At 31.6% G+C, this 22,283-nt stretch carries 15 protein-coding genes, 2 tRNA genes, 2 rRNA genes and 1 pseudogene; 15 read left to right on the top strand and 5 right to left on the bottom strand.

Annotated elements, in window-relative coordinates:
* Positions 1–77: 77 nt before the first annotated feature.
* The 4 genes from CDLVIII_RS20345 to CDLVIII_RS20330 all read left to right on the top strand — a co-directional run bounded on the left by CDLVIII_RS20345 (position 78) and on the right by CDLVIII_RS20330 (position 3,473).
* Positions 78–2,986 (top strand): 23S ribosomal RNA (locus CDLVIII_RS20345).
* 206 nt (positions 2,987–3,192) lie between these two features.
* A 5S ribosomal RNA gene (rrf, locus tag CDLVIII_RS20340) occupies positions 3,193–3,309 on the top strand.
* A 5-nt stretch (positions 3,310–3,314) separates the two neighbouring features.
* A tRNA-Phe gene (locus CDLVIII_RS20335) sits at positions 3,315–3,390 on the top strand.
* A 6-nt stretch (positions 3,391–3,396) separates the two neighbouring features.
* Positions 3,397–3,473 (top strand) — tRNA-Asp (locus tag CDLVIII_RS20330).
* 202 nt (positions 3,474–3,675) lie between these two features.
* Here the strand turns inward: CDLVIII_RS20330 and plsY are convergent.
* The gene (gene plsY, locus CDLVIII_RS20325; protein ID WP_009171356.1) at positions 3,676–4,269 is read right to left on the bottom strand and encodes a glycerol-3-phosphate 1-O-acyltransferase PlsY; all 594 of its coding nucleotides are present in this window, start codon (positions 4,267–4,269) and stop codon (positions 3,676–3,678) included.
* A gap of 487 nt (positions 4,270–4,756) precedes the next feature.
* Between plsY and CDLVIII_RS20320 the strand changes: the two genes are divergently transcribed.
* From CDLVIII_RS20320 to CDLVIII_RS32770, 3 genes are all read left to right on the top strand, one after another.
* On the top strand, positions 4,757–5,200 hold the full coding sequence (locus CDLVIII_RS20320) for a MarR family winged helix-turn-helix transcriptional regulator (protein WP_009171355.1): 444 nt from the start codon (positions 4,757–4,759) through the stop codon (positions 5,198–5,200).
* Between the two features lie 46 nt (positions 5,201–5,246).
* Positions 5,247–6,656, top strand: a complete 1,410-nt coding sequence (locus CDLVIII_RS20315; protein ID WP_009171354.1) for an MFS transporter — start codon at positions 5,247–5,249, stop codon at positions 6,654–6,656.
* Positions 6,657–6,815: 159 nt separating this feature from the next.
* Positions 6,816–6,893, top strand: coding sequence for a hypothetical protein (locus tag CDLVIII_RS32770; protein WP_347462528.1), 78 nt, complete (start codon positions 6,816–6,818; stop codon positions 6,891–6,893).
* An 80-nt stretch (positions 6,894–6,973) separates the two neighbouring features.
* Here CDLVIII_RS32770 and CDLVIII_RS20310 read toward each other — a convergent pair whose 3' ends face one another.
* Both CDLVIII_RS20310 and CDLVIII_RS31525 read right to left on the bottom strand, forming a co-directional pair.
* The gene (locus tag CDLVIII_RS20310) at positions 6,974–7,885 is read right to left on the bottom strand and encodes a metallophosphoesterase (protein ID WP_009171353.1); all 912 of its coding nucleotides are present in this window, start codon (positions 7,883–7,885) and stop codon (positions 6,974–6,976) included.
* Between the two features lie 213 nt (positions 7,886–8,098).
* Positions 8,099–8,245: a hypothetical protein gene (locus CDLVIII_RS31525; protein ID WP_009171352.1), complete on the bottom strand. Its 147-nt coding sequence runs from the start codon at positions 8,243–8,245 to the stop codon at positions 8,099–8,101.
* A gap of 499 nt (positions 8,246–8,744) precedes the next feature.
* On the opposite strand from CDLVIII_RS31525, the gene CDLVIII_RS20305 reads away from it, so the two are divergent.
* The 7 genes and pseudogenes from CDLVIII_RS20305 to CDLVIII_RS32230 all read left to right on the top strand — a co-directional run.
* Entirely contained in the window at positions 8,745–10,229 is a 1,485-nt protein-coding gene (locus CDLVIII_RS20305; protein WP_009171351.1) for a GH25 family lysozyme, read from the top strand.
* Between the two features lie 327 nt (positions 10,230–10,556).
* The gene (locus CDLVIII_RS20300; protein ID WP_009171350.1) at positions 10,557–11,048 is read left to right on the top strand and encodes a hypothetical protein; all 492 of its coding nucleotides are present in this window, start codon (positions 10,557–10,559) and stop codon (positions 11,046–11,048) included.
* Between the two features lie 274 nt (positions 11,049–11,322).
* Complete coding sequence (locus tag CDLVIII_RS20295) at positions 11,323–13,743, top strand: EAL domain-containing protein (RefSeq protein ID WP_186005601.1); 2,421 nt, start codon at positions 11,323–11,325, stop codon at positions 13,741–13,743.
* A 145-nt stretch (positions 13,744–13,888) separates the two neighbouring features.
* The gene (locus CDLVIII_RS20290; protein WP_009171348.1) at positions 13,889–14,437 is read left to right on the top strand and encodes a hypothetical protein; all 549 of its coding nucleotides are present in this window, start codon (positions 13,889–13,891) and stop codon (positions 14,435–14,437) included.
* Between the two features lie 359 nt (positions 14,438–14,796).
* Complete coding sequence (locus CDLVIII_RS20285; RefSeq protein WP_009171347.1) at positions 14,797–16,242, top strand: ATP-binding protein; 1,446 nt, start codon at positions 14,797–14,799, stop codon at positions 16,240–16,242.
* Between the two features lie 78 nt (positions 16,243–16,320).
* The gene (locus CDLVIII_RS20280) at positions 16,321–17,955 is read left to right on the top strand and encodes a thiamine pyrophosphate-binding protein (protein ID WP_009171346.1); all 1,635 of its coding nucleotides are present in this window, start codon (positions 16,321–16,323) and stop codon (positions 17,953–17,955) included.
* A gap of 33 nt (positions 17,956–17,988) precedes the next feature.
* Positions 17,989–18,108 (top strand): annotated as a pseudogene (locus CDLVIII_RS32230) (carboxymuconolactone decarboxylase family protein); the annotation flags it as partial.
* A 165-nt stretch (positions 18,109–18,273) separates the two neighbouring features.
* Here the strand turns inward: CDLVIII_RS32230 and CDLVIII_RS20275 are convergent.
* Together CDLVIII_RS20275 and CDLVIII_RS20270 are read right to left on the bottom strand one after the other, a co-directional pair.
* Complete coding sequence (locus CDLVIII_RS20275; RefSeq protein ID WP_009171345.1) at positions 18,274–18,642, bottom strand: hypothetical protein; 369 nt, start codon at positions 18,640–18,642, stop codon at positions 18,274–18,276.
* Between the two features lie 133 nt (positions 18,643–18,775).
* Positions 18,776–20,107, bottom strand: a complete 1,332-nt coding sequence (locus CDLVIII_RS20270; RefSeq protein WP_009171344.1) for a putative sulfate exporter family transporter — start codon at positions 20,105–20,107, stop codon at positions 18,776–18,778.
* Positions 20,108–20,715: 608 nt separating this feature from the next.
* Between CDLVIII_RS20270 and CDLVIII_RS20265 the strand changes: the two genes are divergently transcribed.
* Positions 20,716–22,158, top strand: coding sequence for a HAMP domain-containing sensor histidine kinase (locus CDLVIII_RS20265; protein ID WP_009171343.1), 1,443 nt, complete (start codon positions 20,716–20,718; stop codon positions 22,156–22,158).
* Positions 22,159–22,283 lie beyond the last annotated feature (125 nt).

Here is a 22,283-nt window from a genome sequence, read left to right as displayed (position 1 = left end):
TGAAGCGTACTTAAATGTACGTGAACGAGAAAATTTCAGCAGACGACGAAGCAATTGACATCAATAAGCAAGCAAAAGGTCAAGCTACAAAGGGCGCATGGTGAATGCCTTGGCATCAGGAGCCGATGAAGGACGCGATAAGCTGCGATAAGCTTCGGGTAGACGCACATAGTCAGAGATCCGAAGATTTCCGAATGAGGAAACTCACATGGGAAACCCCATGTATCATAAAGTGAATACATAGCTTTATGAAGGTAAACCCAGGGAACTGAAACATCTAAGTACCTGGAGGAAGAGAAAGAAAAATCGATTTTCTTAGTAGCGGCGAGCGAAAAGGAAAGAGCCCAAACCAGAGATTTATCTCTGGGGTTGCGGACAGAACATAACGTGAAATTATAGTTAATTGAACACAACTGGAAAGTTGGACCGTAGGAGGTAATAGTCCTGTAAATGAAAACTATAATGAGCAGTTCTGCACCAGAGTACCACGAGACACGTGAAACCTTGTGGGAAGCAGGGAGGACCACCTCCCAAGGCTAAATACTACCTGATGACCGATAGTGAAGCAGTACCGTGAGGGAAAGGTGAAAAGAACCCCGGGAGGGGAGTGAAATAGAACCTGAAACCATGTGCCTACAACCGATCAAAGCACCTTATGTGTGTGATGATGTGCTTTTTGTAGAACGAGCCAACGAGTTACGGTATGTAGCGAGGTTAAGTACTTAAGGTACGGAGCCGAAGGGAAACCGAGTCTTAATAGGGCGACTAGTTGCATGCTGTAGACCCGAAACCGGGTGACCTATCCATGGCCAGGTTGAAGCGAGGGTAAAACCTCGTGGAGGACCGAACCACGTTGCTGTTGAAAAAGCATGGGATGAGCTGTGGATAGCGGAGAAATTCCAATCGAACTCGGATATAGCTGGTTCTCCTCGAAATAGCTTTAGGGCTAGCGTCGGAAAATGTGAGTAGTGGAGGTAGAGCACTGAATAGGCTAGGGGGCATAGCGCTTACCGAACCTTATCAAACTCCGAATGCCATATACTATCAGTCCGGCAGTCAGACTGTGAAAGATAAGTTCCATGGTCAAAAGGGAAACAGCCCAGATCGTCAGCTAAGGTCCCAAAGTGTAAGTTAAGTGGAAAAGGATGTGGGATTTCTAAGACAACTAGGATGTTGGCTTAGAAGCAGCCACTCATTAAAAGAGTGCGTAATAGCTCACTAGTCAAGAGATCCTGCGCCGAAAATGTCCGGGGCTCAAACTTACCACCGAAGCTACGGGTTCACGCTTTTGCGTGAGCGGTAGAGGAGCGTCGTAATCGGGCTGAAGTCGTACCGAAAGGAGCGGTGGACTGATTACGAGTGAGAATGTTGGCATTAGTAGCGAGATGTAAGTGAGAATCTTACAGGCCGAATATCTAAGGTTTCCTGAGTAAAGTTTGTCTTCTCAGGGTTAGTCGGGACCTAAGGCGAGGCCGAGAGGCGTAGCCGATGGACAATTGGTTGATATTCCAATACCACTATCATCGTTAATATCGAGGGTGTGACGGAGAAGGATAGGATGTGCTAGCTATTGGATGCTAGTCTAAGCGTTTAGGGAGTTGGAATTGGCAAATCCGTTCCAACAATTCTGAGGCGTGATGGGGAAGGTTCCACGGAACCGAAGTATCTGATTCCATGCTTCCAAGAAAAGCATCTAGAGAGAGAAGTAGTGCCCGTACCGCAAACCGACACAGGTAGATGAGGAGAGAATCCTAAGGCCGACGGAAGAATTGCAGTTAAGGAACTAGGCAAATTGACCCCGTAATTCGGAATAAGGGGTGCCTACGGAAACGTAGGTCGCAGAGAATAGGCACAAGCAACTGTTTAACAAAACACAGGTCTCTGCTAAAGCGAAAGCTGATGTATAGGGGCTGACGCCTGCCCGGTGCTGGAAGGTTAAGGGGAATACTTAGCGCAAGCGAAGGTATGAACTTAAGCCCCAGTAAACGGCGGCCGTAACTATAACGGTCCTAAGGTAGCGAAATTCCTTGTCAGGTAAGTTCTGACCCGCACGAATGGCGTAATGACTTGTGCACTGTCTCAACTGCAAATCCGGCGAAGTTGTAGTGCGAGTGAAGATGCTCGCTACCCGCGATTGGACGGAAAGACCCCGTAGAGCTTTACTGTAGCTTAGCATTGAATTTCGGTATTGTCTGTACAGGATAGGTGGGAGACTGGGATACCAGGGCGTCAGCTTTTGGAGGAGTCGTTGTTGGGATACCACCCTGATAGTATTGAAGTTCTAACTGGATGCCATGAAACTGGTGACAGGACATTGTTAGGTGGGCAGTTTGACTGGGGCGGTCGCCTCCTAAAATGTAACGGAGGCGCCCAAAGGTTCCCTCAGAACGGTCGGAAATCGTTCGAAGAGTGCAAAGGCAGAAGGGAGCCTGACTGCGACACTTACAAGTGGAGCAGGGACGAAAGTCGGGCTTAGTGATCCGGTGGTACCTCGTGGGAGGGCCATCGCTCAACGGATAAAAGCTACCTCGGGGATAACAGGCTGATCTCCCCCAAGAGTTCACATCGACGGGGAGGTTTGGCACCTCGATGTCGGCTCGTCGCATCCTGGGGCTGAAGTAGGTCCCAAGGGTTGGGCTGTTCGCCCATTAAAGCGGCACGCGAGCTGGGTTCAGAACGTCGTGAGACAGTTCGGTCCCTATCCGTCGCGGGCGTAGGAAATTTGAGAGGAGCTGTCCTTAGTACGAGAGGACCGGGATGGACTGACCTATGGTGTACCAGTTGTTTCGCCAGAAGCATAGCTGGGTAGCTAAGTCGGGAAGGGATAAACGCTGAAAGCATCTAAGTGTGAAGCCCACCTCAAGATGAGATTTCCCATAGCATAAGCTAGTAAGACCCCTTGAAGACTACAAGGTTGATAGGTCAGAGGTGTAAGTATGGTAACATATTTAGCTGACTGATACTAATAGGTCGAGGGCTTGACCAATATAAATCAAGTTGTAAATACATTAAGGACTATGTGCAATTTTGAAAGAACAAGATTTCTTTCAAGGTAAGTAATTACAGTAACAAGATTCATGTAAAATAGTATAAGCGATAATTTGTAGTTGTTTTTCAAAAGGAAACATCAACTCATATTCATTCGTTGATGTGCTAATTTACACGAAATCGGAGATTTCTGTAAATTATGCATCTCGTGATGATGGCATAGAGGTAACACTCCTTCCCATTCCGAACAGGAAAGTTAAGGTCTATAGCGCCGATGGTACTGCATGGGAGACTGTGTGGCAGAGTAGGACGTTGCGAGGTAAAATGGCTCGATAGCTCAGTTGGTAGAGCAGAGGACTGAAAATCCTCGTGTCACTGGTTCGATTCCAGTTCGAGCCACCACATTATGGCTCAGTAGCTCAGTTGGTTAGAGTGCCGGCCTGTCACGCCGGAGGTCGAGGGTTCGAGCCCCTTCTGAGTCGCCAAGTAAAAAAATAAGTTCTAGCTTATGCTAGAGCTTATTTTTTTTAAAATAAAAGCTTTTTTATTTTCATATAGTTCAATAAGGAAGCTTTATGAGAAAGGTTATGTTTAATCTTTAAATCTTATCATAAAAAAGTACCTACAAAAGGAGTATTAAACTTTTGAGGTACTGTTGAATATTGGAGTATTTATATAGAACAAAGATTATTTTTCTTCATTATGTATAATTCTTATAAGATTACCTTTATGTCTGAGTATCATTAAAACACAAGCTGCTGTAGCAGAAAATACTATTGCAGCAGGAAATTTCATAATGAAACACATAATAGATATTGTAATCCCTATCGCAATCGACCTGATGGAAACTATACTTGTAAATGAACGCAGTATAAAGTAAACTGTAACTCCAATCAATGTTGGAATTGGTGCAACTAAAATGAACGCACCAAGAGTAGTATTTACACCCTTACCACCATTAAATTTAAGAAATGGAGTAAAGTCATGGCCTAAAATTACTGCTATTGCAATAAGAGAAAGAAATATACTAGATGATATTGGTAAATTAATGACCTTAATCAAATACATTCCTAAAAATACTGGAATTATTCCTTTTAAAATATCAATTATCTGAGTGATGATTGATATTTTAGTTCCAGCAATTCTTTTAACATTTGTTGAACCTATGTTTCCACTACCTTTAGTTCTTATATCAATTCTATATAACTTTTTAGTAAGCAAATATCCTGTTGGAATTGAACCACATAAAAAAGCTATTACAATGGTTATTATAATAATCATTTATTCCACCTTAAGTTTATTTTAATTTGTTAAATTTAATCATTACAGTTGGCCATACTTAAAGACCACGACTATTATAACATAATTAATACCTTAATGAATAGTTACAATTAGATATATAACTCATATTTAAGTAATTAATATTTTTTTAATATGTTGCACAAATTAGAGAAAGATTAATTATTTAAATAAACGTTTAAAAATATAAATATTATGAAAAGTTAACAATTGCTCCTTGATAAGGAATAGTAACTATTTTATCGATTATATAAAAACCAATCTTGTTTGTTATTTGCAAGATTATAATAAAGCACTAATTTGACCTATAGACATAGTATCATCATTAGAAATAATAAGTCAAATGAGTTTTTGCTTCATCCTCATTAAAATATGAAGTGAAATTTTTTTATCAGCAAAGTTGACAAGTCAACGCAAGATAAATATAATATAGTCGACCAATCAAATATATTATAAGGAGAGAATGATTATGGATGTTGAAAGCATGAACTTCATAATGGTTATAAGTAAAATTTTTAGATATAAGCAAATGTATTTAGAAAAGGCCTTAAAAGAATATGGATTAAGCAGTGGTTCCAGCCCATATTTGTTTAATCTTGAAGGAAACGAAGGTATAAGCCAAAACGGCTTAAGCAAAGAACTTGGCAATGACAAGGCAATGTCTGCAAGAACAATTACAAAATTAGTAGATCTTGGTTATGTTTATAGAGAACAAGATGAAAAAGATAGTAGATCTTATAAATTATATTTAACAGAGAAAGCTAAAGAAGTATTGCCAAAAATTCATGAAGATGTTCAAACGTTGATGAGTTTAATAACAGAAGATGTATCAGAAGCAGAAATGTTAATTACAATGCAGTCTTTAAAGAAAATTCTAATTAATATTCGAAGATTAAACAAATTTGAGAATTAAGGTAATATGGTTGTGTAAGTTAAATAGTGACAAAGGAGGAAAATTAATGGAAAATGTAAAAAATAAAAGCAAATGGTCCATATTAGTAATAGTTTTAATGTTTACAGTTATGTCTGCCCTAGATGGTAGCATTGTAAATGTAGCATTACCTAAAATGGCTACCGCTTTAAATGTAACAACATCTAGTATACAATTAGTTGCAACAAGTTATTTAATAGTAATCGCTGGGACAGTATTGATTTTTGGAAGACTTGGAGATATGCTTGGAAAATCCAAGATGTTCACATTTGGATTGGGATTATTTACCCTTGGATCTTTGTTATGTGGTATAACAAATTCTTTTCCAATACTTATTTTAGCAAGAATAGTACAAGCTATAGGCGCTGCTGGAACTATGGCTAATAATCAAGGGATTATTACAGAAACATTCCCTCCACATGAAAGAGGAAAAGCTCTTGGATTTTTAGGTACTTCTGTAGCCTTAGGATCTCTAATAGGACCAGGACTTGGAGGACTAATAGTAGGTGCAGCAAGTTGGGAATATATTTTTTTAATAAATGTACCTATTGGAGTAATAGCATTATTTTATGCTATTAAATTATTACCGAAGGGGAATAAAACAGTTAAGGGAAAATTAGATATCTTAGGAGCTGTATTATTTATGTTTGCAATAGTTCCACTCTTTGGAGCTTTAGATGAAGGTTTGAACATTGGCTTTTCAGATCCAATGATTTTATTGAGCTTTGCAATCGCAATTATTTCATTTATAATATTTATTTATGTAGAAAAGAAAAAAGAAGATCCTCTATTACAATTGAATATATTTAGCAATAAATTATTTTCTTTAAGTATATTTTGTGCATTTGTAACTTTTGTGGCAATCTTTTGTAACAATATTATTCTGCCATTTTATCTTCAGGATGTAATGAATTATACACCAGAGCATACTGGATTAATAATGATGGTTTATCCATTACTCTTAACTGTAGTAGCACCTCTTAGTGGAAGTTTATCAGATAAAATTGGTTCAGAGCTTTTAACCTTCATAGGTTTGATACTTATAAGCCTAGGTTTAATATTAATGTCCACTTTAAATGTAAATTCAACTGTAATAATCACAATAATATTCATAGGAATTATGTCTATTGGTATGGGATTATTTCAATCGCCTAATAATTCTTTGATAATGTCAACAGTACCGAAAGAGAAACTTGGAATTGCAGGAAGCGTAAATGCTCTTGTAAGAAACTTGGGAATGGTATGTGGGATAGCTTTAGCTACAACACTTTTATATAGCATGATGAGTTCTATAATTGGATACCGTGTTACAGATTTTGTAGCAGGAAGAAATGATGCTTTTATATATGCTATGAGAACTGTATATATAGCGGCTGCAGTAATAAGTTTAATCGGGGCTGCCTTGACTTTCTTAAGATTAAGAAGTAAACGAAGCTAAGAAGTGCTAATATGTATTTAAAGCATCAGTTTAAAGTTTTCTATGAACAAAGATAAATATATACTTTGTTCATAGAAATATATTTTAATAAGTAAATATTTAAAAATTAGATCTAGTTGTGCAGGACTAGGGCTAATAATTTCTCGAAATATAGTTGATATGCACAAAGGAACTCTTAAAATTGATAGTGAGTATGGAGAAGGCACACCAGTAATAATTTCACTGCCTTTAGAATAGAGAAAAATATTATATGCTATATGCAGATAGAAATTATTTATTTAAAAATTGATACATAGTATATCTATGCAAAAAGTTTCTTAGTCTACTTTTAATGAAGAGATTATAGGTAACAAAGAGCGGCCATTCCATACAATTTCAATGCCCAGTTCCTTAGGAGAAATATTCTGGTAGTCTCCATTCATGCCTTCTATATTAATGCTGCCATTTTCGGTAATTGTAACAACAGCATATAAACCATCTTTATATAAAACTAAGTCTTTTAGAAAAGGATATTGCTTATGAATTTCCTTAGAATAACAGAAATGCTCATGTTCAGGACCAAACCATATATATGACATTGAGTTAAGTCCAAAATAATAAGTTTGTCCTATTTTCTTTAGAGAATCCCCATGGTCATGTCCATTTATACATAAAAGTACCTTTTTATCATTGTTATTTACTGCATCTATCAAATTTCTGATTTCAATTCTATTATATACACCTCTTTTATCAAATTCATTTTCAAAACTATGGTGTGAGAAAATAACATAATACTTATTATCATCATTTAATTGAGACTCTAACCATTTTAATTCATGCTCTGGAAGAACTGGATATATATCATTTGTTTTGTTATAATTTTTCCTGGAATATTGTTTATATCCTGAATTAGTTTTTATAAAACAAGTATCCAATACAATGAACTTAATTTCCTTGTTTTTGAAGGAATAATAAGAGTTACTCATTTTCAAAAAATCCATGACTTTTTCTCTTGGAAATGAATCAGAATCATGATTTCCAATTATATGATAAATGGGTTTTCCGATACTGTTCATTTTATTAAGTAAAAATTGATTTTCTTCTTTAGGGATGCAAAAGTCACCAAGTTGAATAACAAAATCAATGTCTGTATCTTTTATGTTAGTTATAAAGTCATCAATTCGCTTACAACCATCGTGAATATGGTCATAATGTAAATCAGTGAACACTGCAAATTTTACTCTATTCATAAGTACACCTCCATATAAATATTAACATATAAACTTATTTAGTAGAATAATGCAAAAAAGACCAAAGAATCTTCTTCGGTCTTTTTTGAGAGAGTGGATATATATCAAATATAGATAAATAAATATGTATGCGATCTTGGAAGGCTGCTACATAAGTTAAGTCACTGCTTGTCTATCTATAATGATTATCGTATTTAAATTGAATTTATATCATTATCTTTGACCTGTATTATCAAAGATGTTTTTATTAGGAGTTCGAGATACACGAATATATGCATATTCAGGAGCTTTATATCCTGAACCATATAATATAAATTCCATAACTTTTTTAGCAATAGTTTTAATGAGTAATTTATTCATTTAACATCACTCCTTACTTCTTGTGTTTATATAATTATATCAGAATATTTAGAAAAAAGCAATTTTTATTAATAGATAATTATTATTAGAAAATATGGATAGAAAATCTAAGTTAAATTATGTGAAATTATATGTTATAATTGGAATATGTATTGAAAATTACTAGAAGATAAAAGATAGACTGGAGATATAATAGAAGGAGTAAATAAAAGTATCAGGCATTTAAGTAATTTTGGATAAAATTACTTAATGATTTTAATAAATTATCAAATAATTAGTTTACTAAAAACTAATATAATATTAATAAAAGGAAAAGATAATCAATATCTACCTATAATAATATTGCTTTCCATTTTTTTGCTTAACATCCATAGTAAAATTATTGTTTACAAATTGAGATAATTATATAATTTAAATGGATTGTATTTAATGAGGATGATTCTAGAAAGCGACAAATCAGTATGTATTTCTAGGGAAGATTAGAAGGGGAATGATTAGTTTGAATATTAAAAGAAAACTGACTTCATTTGTATTAGCTCTTACAATTATATTAAGCTTTGGACAAGCAGCAAGTGTGCAGGCGGCAACTACTAATTCGACAACAACATCGGGTAGCATTACTGTAAATTCATCAAATTCAGTTCCAAATCCAGGTACGCCCGAGAGTAAACCGAATTCAATAAATGTTATTTCTAAGTATGATACTAAAAGTATTAATAACACTGGAAATATAAATATTACATCAACTATTGGCTGGAAAAAAGAAAATGGATATTGGTATTATTATAAATCAGATAACACTAAGGTAACTGGGTGGATTAAACCAGATAGTAATTGGTACTATTTATATGATGATGGTAAAATGGCAACTGGCTGGTTAAACTATAATGGTACTTGGTATTATTTAAATAATTCAGGCAGCATGGCGACAGGGTGGAAGCAATTAAATAATACTTGGTACTTTTTAAATAATTCAGGGGCTATGATAACAGGTGTTAATGTAATAGACAATATTACGTATATGTTTTATAGCAGCGGTGCAATGGTAACAGGCTGGGTTCAATTAAATAATTATTGGTATTATTTTAATAATAGCGGCAGTATGGCAACTGGGTGGATTTTAGATAATGGAGTAAAGTATTATTTGTATGATACTGGTGCTATGGCTAAGGGATGGATTAATATAAGCGGCGCCTGGTATTACTTAAAATCTAGTGGAGTGATGGCAACAGGTTGGGTAAATTCAGGAAGTGATTATTACTATTTAGATCCATCTTCTGGAACATTAGTTACGAACACTACAATAGATGGATACAAAATTGGTTCTGATGGTAAGAGACCAGCAGCGACTTCAAATGGAAACACTGGAAGTAGTCCAAGCACTAGTGGTAATTCAAGTACAACAACAAGTAGTATATATAAAGGTATAGATATCAGTCATTATAATGGCGACATAGATTTTAAGAAAGTGAAATCTGCTGGAATTCAATGTGTATACATGAAAGCTACTGAAGGAACAACGTATATAGATCCATCATTAGAATCTTATTATAGCGGTGCTAAAAGTGCAGGCTTAAAGACTGGTTTCTATCACTTCTTAGTTGGGACAAGTTCTCCTGAAACACAGGCACAAAATTTTTATAACAATATAAAAAATAAGCAAAGTGACTTAAAACCAGTTTTAGACATAGAAACAAGTGGATTTGATGTTATGGATTATACAATGAGATTTATAAATGAATTTAATAGATTAAGTAATATGGATGTGTGTATATATACATATTCAGGTTTTATAGATAATTTAGATAACAGGTTGGCTAAATATTCATTATGGGAAGCTAATTACTATACTAGTTTTTCAAATTTACCATCTAATAGTATATGGAGGTCTAGAGTAGGACAGCAATATACAGACCAAGGTACTGTTGATGGAATTAACGGCAGTGTAGATTTAGATCAATTTACGCAAAATATTTTTAGATAATTTAAGCAATAAATATTAAGGCTATAAGATGAGGTGTAATATGTACCTCATCTTATTTTGATTTCAATAACTGAAGAAATCAAATCGAAAATAATTAAAAATATGATAATGAATTCATAAAGATTAGTTTCTGAAAATTTTTTATTAGAAAGCGTCATAATAACCTCCATAGTACTGATTAATTTATAGAAAGATTATACATCAAGTAGTATAAAATAGAAAATGAGATATTGAGGGTAGATACATAAAAGTGAATAAGCTATAAATAATCTTAAGTTATATGATAAAATTAAGGCATGAATATTATTGATCAAAGGAGTAATTTTTATGAAAATGACACTTTTTACAATGAAAATAATAGATGCGCAAAATAATAACTATAAAATTAAAATAAGTAATAATAAAGAATGCTCCATAATAGAATTTGATCCTTTAAAAAAAGAACTGCATTTTTTTAGCAATAATAAGCTAACAGATTATCTTAAAGTTAATGAATATCAGCTTAGAAAGATGTTGCATAATAAACGTATAGATACATATTATGTAGGATTTAATGTGAAGTTTGTTTTAACACATGATAAAGATGTGGCAGCTTTTAATGATAGAAGAAAGATTGTTGTTTTAGATAAACGAAATAATAACTTTAATAGCTATGCAATAGATGAAAGTGATGCAGAAGAAAAGATTTATAAGATTTACACAGATGCAAGCTTTTTTGAGAAGAAAAAGTATGGGGGCTTTGCATTCATAATAGAAGATTTAAAGGACATTCAAATCATTTTGAAAACTCTCTCTGCGATATGTATGCAAGGGATATAGGCAAAGATTCAAATTAAGAGACATTTAAGAATATCGAGTAGTAATTTTAGTTTTATTAAATTTATAAATATAAAGTAGATAGAGTCAATATAAATGACTTTTTGTTATAAATAGATTTAAAAAAATGTTGAATTATCAGAATGTTAATAATATAATGGATGTTATGGAATAAATTGTTGAATTATACACTATTTATTAAAATAAATAAGTTACATGATTTAATTTGTCAGATTATATAAAAATATAATCACTTGTATTTACATTTGGAGGTGTTATTATTAAAATTACTCTTTTCATTTCATTATTATTATGTTGTTTGCTCTATTTATTTTTGGGTATTTATGGCTATAAGATAGATGCAAAATCAAAAACTAATAAAGTATTTTTTAATTTAAGCATGTGCTGTGTTCTCTGGTCAGGTGGATATGCAATGATGTTGATTTCTGAAAATATAAATATAGCATTTTTTTGGAGAGCAGTTTCAGTTTTGGGATACTGTTTTGTTTCAGGACATTGGATATATTTTGTATCTGTATTAAATAGCGAGAAAAAAAATAAGCTTAGTATTCCTATAATAATATTAGCTCACATTCCTGCTATAGCATTATTTATGTGCAATGTCATAGTTAATCCTTCTTCAGTTATGATTAAGGAGTATTATGGATGGATTGACGTGTCGCCAAATTCATTTGGTCAGATTGCATTTAGCATATATGCTGTCATTTTTTATACATCTGGTATTATAGTGCTATTTTTCCAAGGAAAGAACTCTAAAAAAAATCGGATAAAAAAGCAAAATAGAATTATTTTATCAACCTGCATTATAAGTATCACTATAGGAATATTTACAGATATAGTTTTACCTATATTTGGAGTGATTCTATTTCCGTCAGCAGTTTTGACTGGAATAATAGCACTGGGAGGAGTTTGTTATGCAATAAGTAAGCACAGGTTTATGCTAACTGCTCCTAGATATATATCAGAATATATTTACGATACTGTTAATGAACCAATTTTTATATTGAATGAAGATTTTACTATTCAGAGTTGTAATAAAACTTCGTTTAATGTAACACAGTATGAATTTCATGAACTACAAGGAAAAATATTTGGTGAGTTTATATATTATGAAAATTTTGATTTTAATGAAATGATGGAAAAAAGCTATGTTAAAAATGTAGAGGTTAGATTACAAAAAAAAGATGGAAGTAATATAATATGTGAATTATCAGGAACAATAATTTATGACGAATATGATGATATGCTTGGAATTTTAATATTACTTTATGATATTTCAGAAAGAAAAAAATTTTCAGAGATAGAAAAGGAATATACTTTAAAATTAGAAGAAACAAACTTGAAACTTAAAAATCAAATTGAGGATAAAATGCGTGCGGAAAAGCAAATACTTCATTATGTATATTATGATGCACTTACAGAACTTCCTAATAGGAAAATGATGTTGGAAAATCTTAATAAGCTATTAGGAAGCAATAAGGAAGGATTTGCGATACTTTTTATTGATTTAGATAGTTTTAAACATATAAATGATAATTTTGGGCATCAAGTTGGTGATTGGGTTCTTAAAAATGTAGCAGTTAAATTAAAGAATATTATAGGTCCACAAGATAGCATTAGTAGAATAGGTGGAGATGAATTCATAATAATATTAAGAAGTCCAAAACTTGTTTCATATATTCAAGAAATTGCTATGAAGATTCAAATAGAACTGAAAAATCCTATTGTTTATGATGAAGAACTATTAAATATAGGAGCAAGTATAGGTATAAGTATTGCTCCGCAGCATGGGGATGACTCAGATACTTTAATTAGAAAAGCTGATATTGCGATGTATGAAGTTAAAGGTAATGGTGGATATAATTATGCTATATATTCGTCTGAAATGGAAGATAACGCCATTGATAAATTAGAAATAAAAATGAAATTAAATAAAGCTGTTAAAAAAGATGAATTTATAACCTATTATCAGCCCATTATGGATTTAAAATCTATGAAAGTTTTATATGCAGAGGCTCTCATAAGGTGGAGGCAGGGAGAAAAAATTATTCCACCTATAGAATTTATCCCAATAGCTAAAAAAGTTGGAGAAATTATATCAATTGATAATTGGATGCTTAGAAAGTCTTGTGAGCAATGTAAGAAATGGAATGAACTTAGCTTAGGTGAGTTTAATATATCAGTAAATACATCTTATTCTCAACTAAAACAGCCTGGATTTGTATCATTTGTTAAGAATATATTAGAAACCTATTCATTGCCACAAGAGTATTTAAATCTTGAGATTACTGAAGATGAGGCTATGGAAGACTTTGATACAATAATAAATATATTAACTCAATTAAAAAGTATAGGAGTTAAAATTTCATTAGATGATTTTGGGACAGGTTATTCATCTCTTAGCTATATAAATAAGTTACCTATTGATAAAATAAAGATTGACAGATCACTTATAACTAATCTAGAAAAAAGCTATAAAAATACTATGATTATTAAATCAATAGTAGAAATGGGGCATAGTCTAAATATTAAAATTATAGCAGAAGGAATTGAAACAGAGAAGCAGTTTGAAATACTAAAAGAACTTGAATGTGATTATATCCAAGGATATTTAATAGGGAAACCTATGGGAGCAACAGAGTTTGAATATAAATTTATTAATAAATTAGAAACCTAATTTACTACTCGTAATTTTTAGATTATATTACATACATCATAATATTTCACTTAATTTATAGAATTGTAACTTAACTGTTACATTTGTAGTGTATTATTTTTTACATAGAGATATTACTATAATATTTTACACTGGAGGAATTAAGATGAAAAAAATTGTTTACGTATTGACTGGTATAGCGTTAACAGTTACTTTAATGGTTGGATGTGGTGCTGCAAATACTCAAAGTAATAACACAGCTTCAAATGCCTCAAATGATGATGGGAAAAGTAAGCAGAGGAACTTTCAAAGAGCGGATTTAGAAGGAGAAGTTGCAAGTATTGATGGAAACAAAGTAACACTAAAAGTGATAAAAACACCTGAAAGACCGGAAGGAACTGGTGATAAACAACCAAGTAAAGATGGCGGAAATAAGACGGATAAGAAAGCAAATACACAAGATAAACAAGTGCCTAATGGATCATTGAACAAACAAGTGGAATATACAGGTGAAACTAAGGACGTTACACTTGGTGATGGAATACAGATTAAATCTATGGGCAGAGGAACTCAAGCTAAGGATCTTACTGTTAATGATATAAAGGTAGGAGATAGGCTTGGAATAACATATTCAAATAAGGATAATGAAACTATTTCAAGTATTATTGTAATGCCTGCTTTAAATGAAAATGCAAAAACAGATGATGGAAACTAAGATAAAGAAAATAATAGACCCCTTTGAATTTTCAAAGGGGTCTTATAATTTATAAAATCTTGATTAGAGTTAATTTATGTAAAACTATCTATATAAATAAATATCTCTGACATAAACAAAATAAATATTTCATGAAATACACATTAATGATATAATTGCATTAGTGGAAAATATGCAAAATAGTAAAAAATTAGACATAGAACCTAATAATTTTTATATTTAAGTATTATTTGGATGAATAAGTTATGACTTTATTTGTAAAATATTTTTAATAATTGTTGATTGCAATATAATTAGAGTATGAGATAGTATTTTATGATAAAGTAATGATTTATTTTCTTTTTAAGGGGGATAAATATATGGTTCAACACACATATGAACAGGAAGAAAGTTATATTTTAGAATCTAAAAAGAGATGTAAAAATTTGGGACTTGATCCGGATAAACCTAGAATACCCCAAAATGTTATGTCTGAATTAAATTTATGTAGACGTAAAGATGTTTATGAAGAAGTTTTAGATGTAGTAAGAGTTTTTAGCAATAAAATGATCAAATCATTAGAAGGAACTCCAATACTAATATCTATTACAGATGAAAAGGGATATCTACTTGAGGTACTTGGAGATGATACTATAAGGGAAACCATGTCTAAATTAGGAATTAAGCCGGGCATTCAATTTCTAGAGGAAGAGATGGGGACAAATGTTGTTAGCTTGACACTCAAACAAAATGAACCAATACAATTAATAGGAACTAATCATTATCATAGATATTTACATGAGTGTGCATGCTATGGAGTACCGTTTCATTATTCAGATGAAGGGGATTTACTTGGAAGTATATGTATTATGACTGCTGTTATACTTCATAATCCATTTTTCTTAATGACATTAACCATGGTAGTTGATGCAATAGAAAGGGAACTATTACTTAGAAAACAAAATCGACAAATAAGTAAGCAGCAGGAATTGTTATATAAGTCAGAAAAACGGCAAAGAGAATTACTTGAAAAGGATCTTGTTATGAAAGATGATTTCATAACGCTTATTACTCACGAATTCAAAACACCAATAAATGTGATTTATTCTGCGATTCAACTTATTGAGTATATATATAGTAATGAAATTTCAAAGCCAGTAGCAAAACTTATAAAAAGCATAAAGCGAAATACGTTCAGGCAATTAAGGCTTGTAAATAATTTGTTAGATATTACGAAATTCAATTCAAACCAGTTTAAATTGAATATGAAGAATATAGATATTGTATTTTTAACTAAATTAATTACAGACTCTATAAAGATATATGCTAATCAGAAAAAGATTAATTTATCTTTTAAAAGTAATGTGAATAGTATTAACACTACAATAGATGATGAAAAATACGAACGTATAATTTTAAATCTTCTGTCCAATGCCATAAAATTTACTCCAGAGGGAGGTTCTATAACTGTTGAGGTCAAAGAAATTAGAAAAGATAAGAAATTAACGGTTGCTGTAAGTGATACTGGTATAGGAATTCCAAAAGAAAAGCATAAGATGATTTTTGAACGATTTGGTCAAGTTGAAAATAATCTGTCAAGGCAGGCGGAAGGTAGTGGTATTGGTTTAGCACTTGTAAAGTTATTGGTAATTATTCTTGAGGGAAAGATAGAATTAGACAGTGAGTTAGATATCGGAAGTACATTTACTATAACACTGCCTATTAATGAGAAAAAAATAAATGAGGAAGAAAATAAAATACTGCAAGCTTCTGATAACAGGTTAGTAAATGCCATTAATGTTGAGTTCTCTGATATTTATTTTTAAAATTTTCATGATTGTCTATTAATAAAGATATAAGATGTTAAAATAAGAATACTAATGTAGATTGAAAAGGAGAGATATATGAAAAGTATAGCATCAATATTAGTTTCGAATTTTAGAAGATTGGGAATTAATCATGTCTTTGGGATACCAGGAAAGCCACTTGTACCTTTACTTATAGAGTTAGATAAACAAGATGTAAACTTTGTTTTAAGCAAACATGAAAGTGGTGCTGGCTATGAGGCGGCTGGTTATTCACTGATGAGTAAAAAGATAGGTGTAGCTATAGGAACATCAGGGCCTGGTGGAACCAACTTATTAACATCTGCAGGACAAGCGAAAGCATATCATATACCAGTATTATTTATTACAGGACAGCAGCCTACATATAATTCTGGAAAAGCATTGGGGCAGGATTCTACAGCTTTTGGTACAGATTTGGTAAAAATGTTTGAATCGGTTACTAAGTTTAGTGCAAGAGTTGAAAGATCTGACTTGTTTCAAAGATACTTACAACATGCATTGGAAACAGCATATTTTGGCGTTAAAGGCCCAGTTCACTTATCTATACCAATGGATATACTTAATGAAGAAATAGAAGAATTTGAAATAAGTTTATGTGATGAACACAATAAATTAGTTTCTTTAAAATTAGATGAATTTATTAATAAGCTCGATAAAGCTAAAAAACCGGTAATCTTGGCAGGCAAGGGGATACATTCTAGTTTGGCCTATGAGGAAGTAAAAAGAGTAGCTGAATTATGGAATGTACCTGTTATGACAACTCCTGGAGGAAAAGGAACATTTGTTGAGGATCACCCATTATCACTTGGTGGCCTAGGTTTAGGTGGCACAGAAAAATCAAGTGGGTATATCAAAAAAGATGTAGATTTAATGATTGTCATAGGAAGTAAATTATCGGACATGTCTTTAGTTGATATTTCATCAGATAATTATCCTAAAGAAGTTGTGCAGCTGGATTACGATCCTACATTTATAGAAAAATCACTTCAAGTTCAAACATTATCTATTTTGGGCGATATAAAAACAAATTTACAATTGGTATTAGATAAAGTTAAGCATAAACATAAAATAGAAAATAAGCATAATTTACTAGAAGAATGTGAATTGGAGGATAATAGAAATAATAACTCATCATATCTTTCTGCAATTGAAGTAATGGAGACAATAAGAGAAGAATTGCCAGATGATTCTATTATATTTGGCGATGATGGAAGCCATTCATTTTATGCAATAAAGTATTTTTCCATTAGGAAGGCTGGAACATTTTTTTTTGATGATATATTTGGAGCTATGGGACATGCCATAGGATATTCAATAGGTGCACAATTAGCGGATTATAATTCCAGAATTGTTTGCTTAACAGGTGATGGATGTACTTTTATGCAAGGTAGTGAAATATCAACTGCGGTAAATTATAACATTCCAGTTACCATTATAATATTGAATAATGGAAGGCTTGATATGGTAGATAAAGGAATGCAGCAACATTTTGGAAAAGCTGTAGGAACTACTTATAACGTACCACTTGATGTTAAAAAATTTGGAGAGTCATTAGGAGCAAAGACATATAAATGCTGCAATCAGTCAGAATTAAGAGAAGCTTTAAAAATTTCAAATTTACATAGTGAAGCAATTGTAATAGAAGTTATGGTTGACCCATATGAAATCCCACCAACTATGAAAAGGGGATAGTAAGATGAATGAAAATTATAAAAAGGGGCACTTAAAGCTGGGTTAAACCTAGAAGAAATATTAGAAATTATATTGCAATGTGCAGCATATGCAGGATTTCCTAAAGCTTGTAGTGCGTTAGTTATTGCAGGTGAAATTTTTAAAGACAAATAGCATTAAGTAATTATTATTCGAGAATAAAAGCAATATCAGCATAGCATAAAATTTAATATTTTGTGCTATGTTTTTTGTTGATTTTTTAATATAAAAATGTAAAAACAATGGAGTTAAATTTATTGAAGAACTATAATAATTTGAAAATCTTATAGATATATAATTTTATAGCATTCCCCATTTTCTCTCGTATTCAATTTTAAGAATATATTCATCATCAGTAAAACCATTGCTTTTTAATGCTTCAAGTGCATCATTAAAATCAAAGGTTTCAGTCTCCATAATTATTTTATCTTTTTTTCCTGTAATTAACCATTCACTGTGAAGAGCTTGCAGAACTTCCATCATGGCAGCAATTTTAGATAAGCGGGTGGCTAAAAAAATAGATAAATCTCGAACTGATTGGTGGGAGACTTTATTTTGATTGGTTATGTTTTTAAAAGGATCTTCTTCGCCAGGAAGCCATTCTTTCTTTTCGAAGAAATTAAATATAAAACGTACATTTTGAATACAGGTAAGTTGATCTTTATTCATAATTTAACATCTCTCCTTTAAATTACTTAACAAAATGTATATTATTAGTGCAATAAAAAGCCAATGCTTAAAGTTTAGTAATTGGCTTTTTATTTTTTCATAAAATTATAATAATGTTAACAATAAATTATAATTATAAATTAGCCCAATAAGAGGCTAAGAGCAATGTAGAAATTAAGAAACCTAAAATGACATTGACAATTGCTCCAGCTGAAAATGCAATAAATGGCTTCCAGCCAACAGCAGTTAACTGTTTAAATCTTGTAGTAAGTCCGATAGATAGGAAACAAAATGTAAATGCCCAAGTTCTAATTTCTTTTATAGGAGTAATAACATCAGTATTTATAATATTAGCAGAATCTGCTGAAACGCTAGAAAGCAAAAATGTAAGTATTAAAGATGCAATAAAGAATCCAAGAACGAATTTGGGAAACCTATACCAAATTTCAGCAACATTTGCTTTAGTTCCATCATCTCTTTTTTCCCATTTGGTAATAGAGATTATAGACAATATAAAACACCAAATTCCTATAAACATATCACGCCCAACTACTTTCATTAGAGTAAAAGTAGTAATTGCTTTATCACCAAATGTACTTGCTGCTGTAATACCTGCAGCATCCGCAAATTCTGAAGTACCAATCCAAGCACCTGCTTGTCCGGCTGGAAGCCCTAATATTTTTATGATAATAGATAATGCAAAAATCATGAATACTGCCCAAACAAGTACAAGAGATATTGATACTGAAACTTCTTCTTTCTTAGCTTTTATGGCACCACCTACAGCTATAGAAGCCGAAACTCCGCAAATTGAACCACCAGCTCCTAAGGTTGCTGCAAATCTTTTATCTAAACCAAGCACCTTTGTTCCAACGAAATAAATTATTAAGAATGTAGATACAGCAATGAATGTTGCCTGCAAAAATGCAATAGGTCCTGCTTTGATAATTAAAGTGAATGGTAGTGTAGCTCCAAGAAGAACAATACCAACTTTTACGTAGAGTTCAGTTCTAAGCGATGATTCAAACCATTTTGGAATAGAAAAAATATTACTAACTATAAGTCCTAGAGCTAAAGCAACAAGAGGTGCTTCCAAGTTATAACTTTGAGCTACATTCCAAGCACTAAAAGAATTGATTAAAACACTTAAAATAAATAAAACTATAAAGCCTAGGAAAAATTCTTTAAATTTATAGTGCAAAAATAAATTTGATATAGAAAACAATATTAAAAATGTGATAAACAAGAGAATAATTGAACCAATATTACCTCCTAGTGCAGAAAACAAATCATTTATGTTTGTCCATTTTGGTATTTTAGCAGTAATGATCTTAATTGAATTACCAGATAACCAAAGAAGAATTCCAGCAACTACTAAAATTAATCCAATCCATACTGCCCACCAATCTTCCTTTCTTACTAAATCTGTCAAACCATTTTCTTTTGAATAACTTTTACTACCCATTATAACAACTCCTTTTATTAATTTTAATGGTTATTAGAAAAATATAAGTTCACCTCCAAGAATTAATAGTGTATATAAAAATAAAAAGACCACTCTCTCTTTAAGAAAAGCAGTCTTTATATATAAAAGATAATAAAGAGGTCGCTTCCTAAGTAGAATATTTAATTTTTATATGAATCAATCCTAATATATTTAATATTGGTCGAAGAACTTAAAGAAGTAATTATGATTGTTTACAATATATACTGAAAACATGACTATTATTATAGGAATTATACAATTATAATATTACCATGGTTTTTTACTAAGTCAATAGGTTTTATCGGTTATTTTGAAGAAATTAGATGGCATTGATTATTTTTCTTATGAAATTATTCATTTTGGAAAATTGCATAAATTTTATGCATTATTATAATAAAAAATAGATTTTTTATGTCGTAAAAAAAAATAATTTGCAATTCTTTTTTTATTTTAATAAAATAAATACTTAAAAAGACAAAATATGATATAATTACAGAAACGTAATTGTAGAAAAAAGTGAAAAAATAGACAAAATCTTTGATGGATTTTGCATTTTAAATTGATTTTCTTTTCAGGAGGTAAGGTATATGTTTCAACATATATTCGAGCAAGAAGCAGATTATATTTTAGAATCGAAAAAAAGATGTAAAGAGGCAGGTATGGATCCGGATGTGCCTAGAATGCCTCAAAGCATTATGTCAGAATTAGAGTTGGCCCAAAAGAAAGAGACTTATAAAGAAATTTTAGATGTTGTAAAATTTTTTAGTAATAAAATGATTGAATCCTTAAAAGGAACTTCGATATTAATTGCTATTTCTGATGAAAACGGATATTTATTAGATACATTAGGAGATGAAGATGTAAGAGGAACGATGTCTCAATTAGGAATTAAGCCGGGTATCCAGTTTAATGAAGAAGATATGGGAACAAATGTAGTTAGTTTAACTCTCAAGGAAAATCATCCAGTGCAGTTAATAGGAACTAATCACTATCATACATATTTACATAATAGTGCTTGTTATGGAGTACCATTTCACTATTCAGATGATGATAATCTGCTTGGAAGTATATGTATAATGACTACTGTAATACTTCATAATCCATTTTTTTTGATGACATTAACTACTGTGGTTGATGCTATAGAACGTGAGCTTATACTTAGAAAACAAAATCGCAAAATTAGCAAGCAGCAAGAATTATTATATCAATCTGAAAAAAAACAGAGAGAGCTTCTTGAAAAAGATCTTATTATGAAGGATGAGTTTATAACACTTATAACTCATGAGTTTAAAACACCAATAAATGTTATATATTCAGCCCTACAACTGATAGAACACGTATACGTTGATGAGGTATCTCAGCCTGTTGAAAAACTTTTAGGAAGTATAAAACGAAACACTTTCAGGCAATTGAGACTCGTTAATAACTTATTAGATATTACAAGACTACATTCCAATCAGTTTAAATTAAATTTAAAAAAGTTTGATATTGTATTTATAACGAAATTAATTACTGAGTCAATAAAAATATATGCAGATCAAAAAAAAATAAAGCTTCAATTTAAAGCAAATATAAGTAGCAGAGAAATTGCATTAGATGAGGAAAAGTATGAACGGATTATTCTTAATCTTTTGTCAAATGCCATAAAATTTACTCCTGAGGGAGGTACGATAGATGTTGAAGTAAAAGAAAACAAAAGGAAAAAGACAATATCTATTGCTGTAAGTGATACTGGAATAGGAATTCCAAAGGAAAAGCATGAGATGATATTTAAGAGATTTGGACAGGTTGAAAACAACCTCTCAAGGCAGGCTGAAGGCAGTGGTATTGGGCTAGCACTTGTAAAAATGCTGGTAACAATTTTAAATGGAAGCATAAATCTAGATAGTGAGTTAGGTGTTGGCAGTACATTTACTATAATATTACCTATTAAAGAAAATGCGAATTACGATGAAAATAAAGTATTTATAGCTTCTGATAATGGTTTGGTAGATGCCATTAATGTTGAATTTTCAGATATATATTTTTAATATTTTTATATGAAATTATTATTAATACATAAAGGTAAGAAGCGTGGTACTGAATATAATATTCAGTATTGCGTTTTTTTTGAAAAAATTATTGTGAATATAATTACAAACGAACTTGTTGTTGG

Origin of the sequence: Clostridium sp. DL-VIII (genome assembly GCF_000230835.1) — a bacterium.
Taxonomy (GTDB): domain Bacteria; phylum Bacillota; class Clostridia; order Clostridiales; family Clostridiaceae; genus Clostridium.
This window is presented reverse-complemented; position numbering and strand designations above follow the sequence as displayed.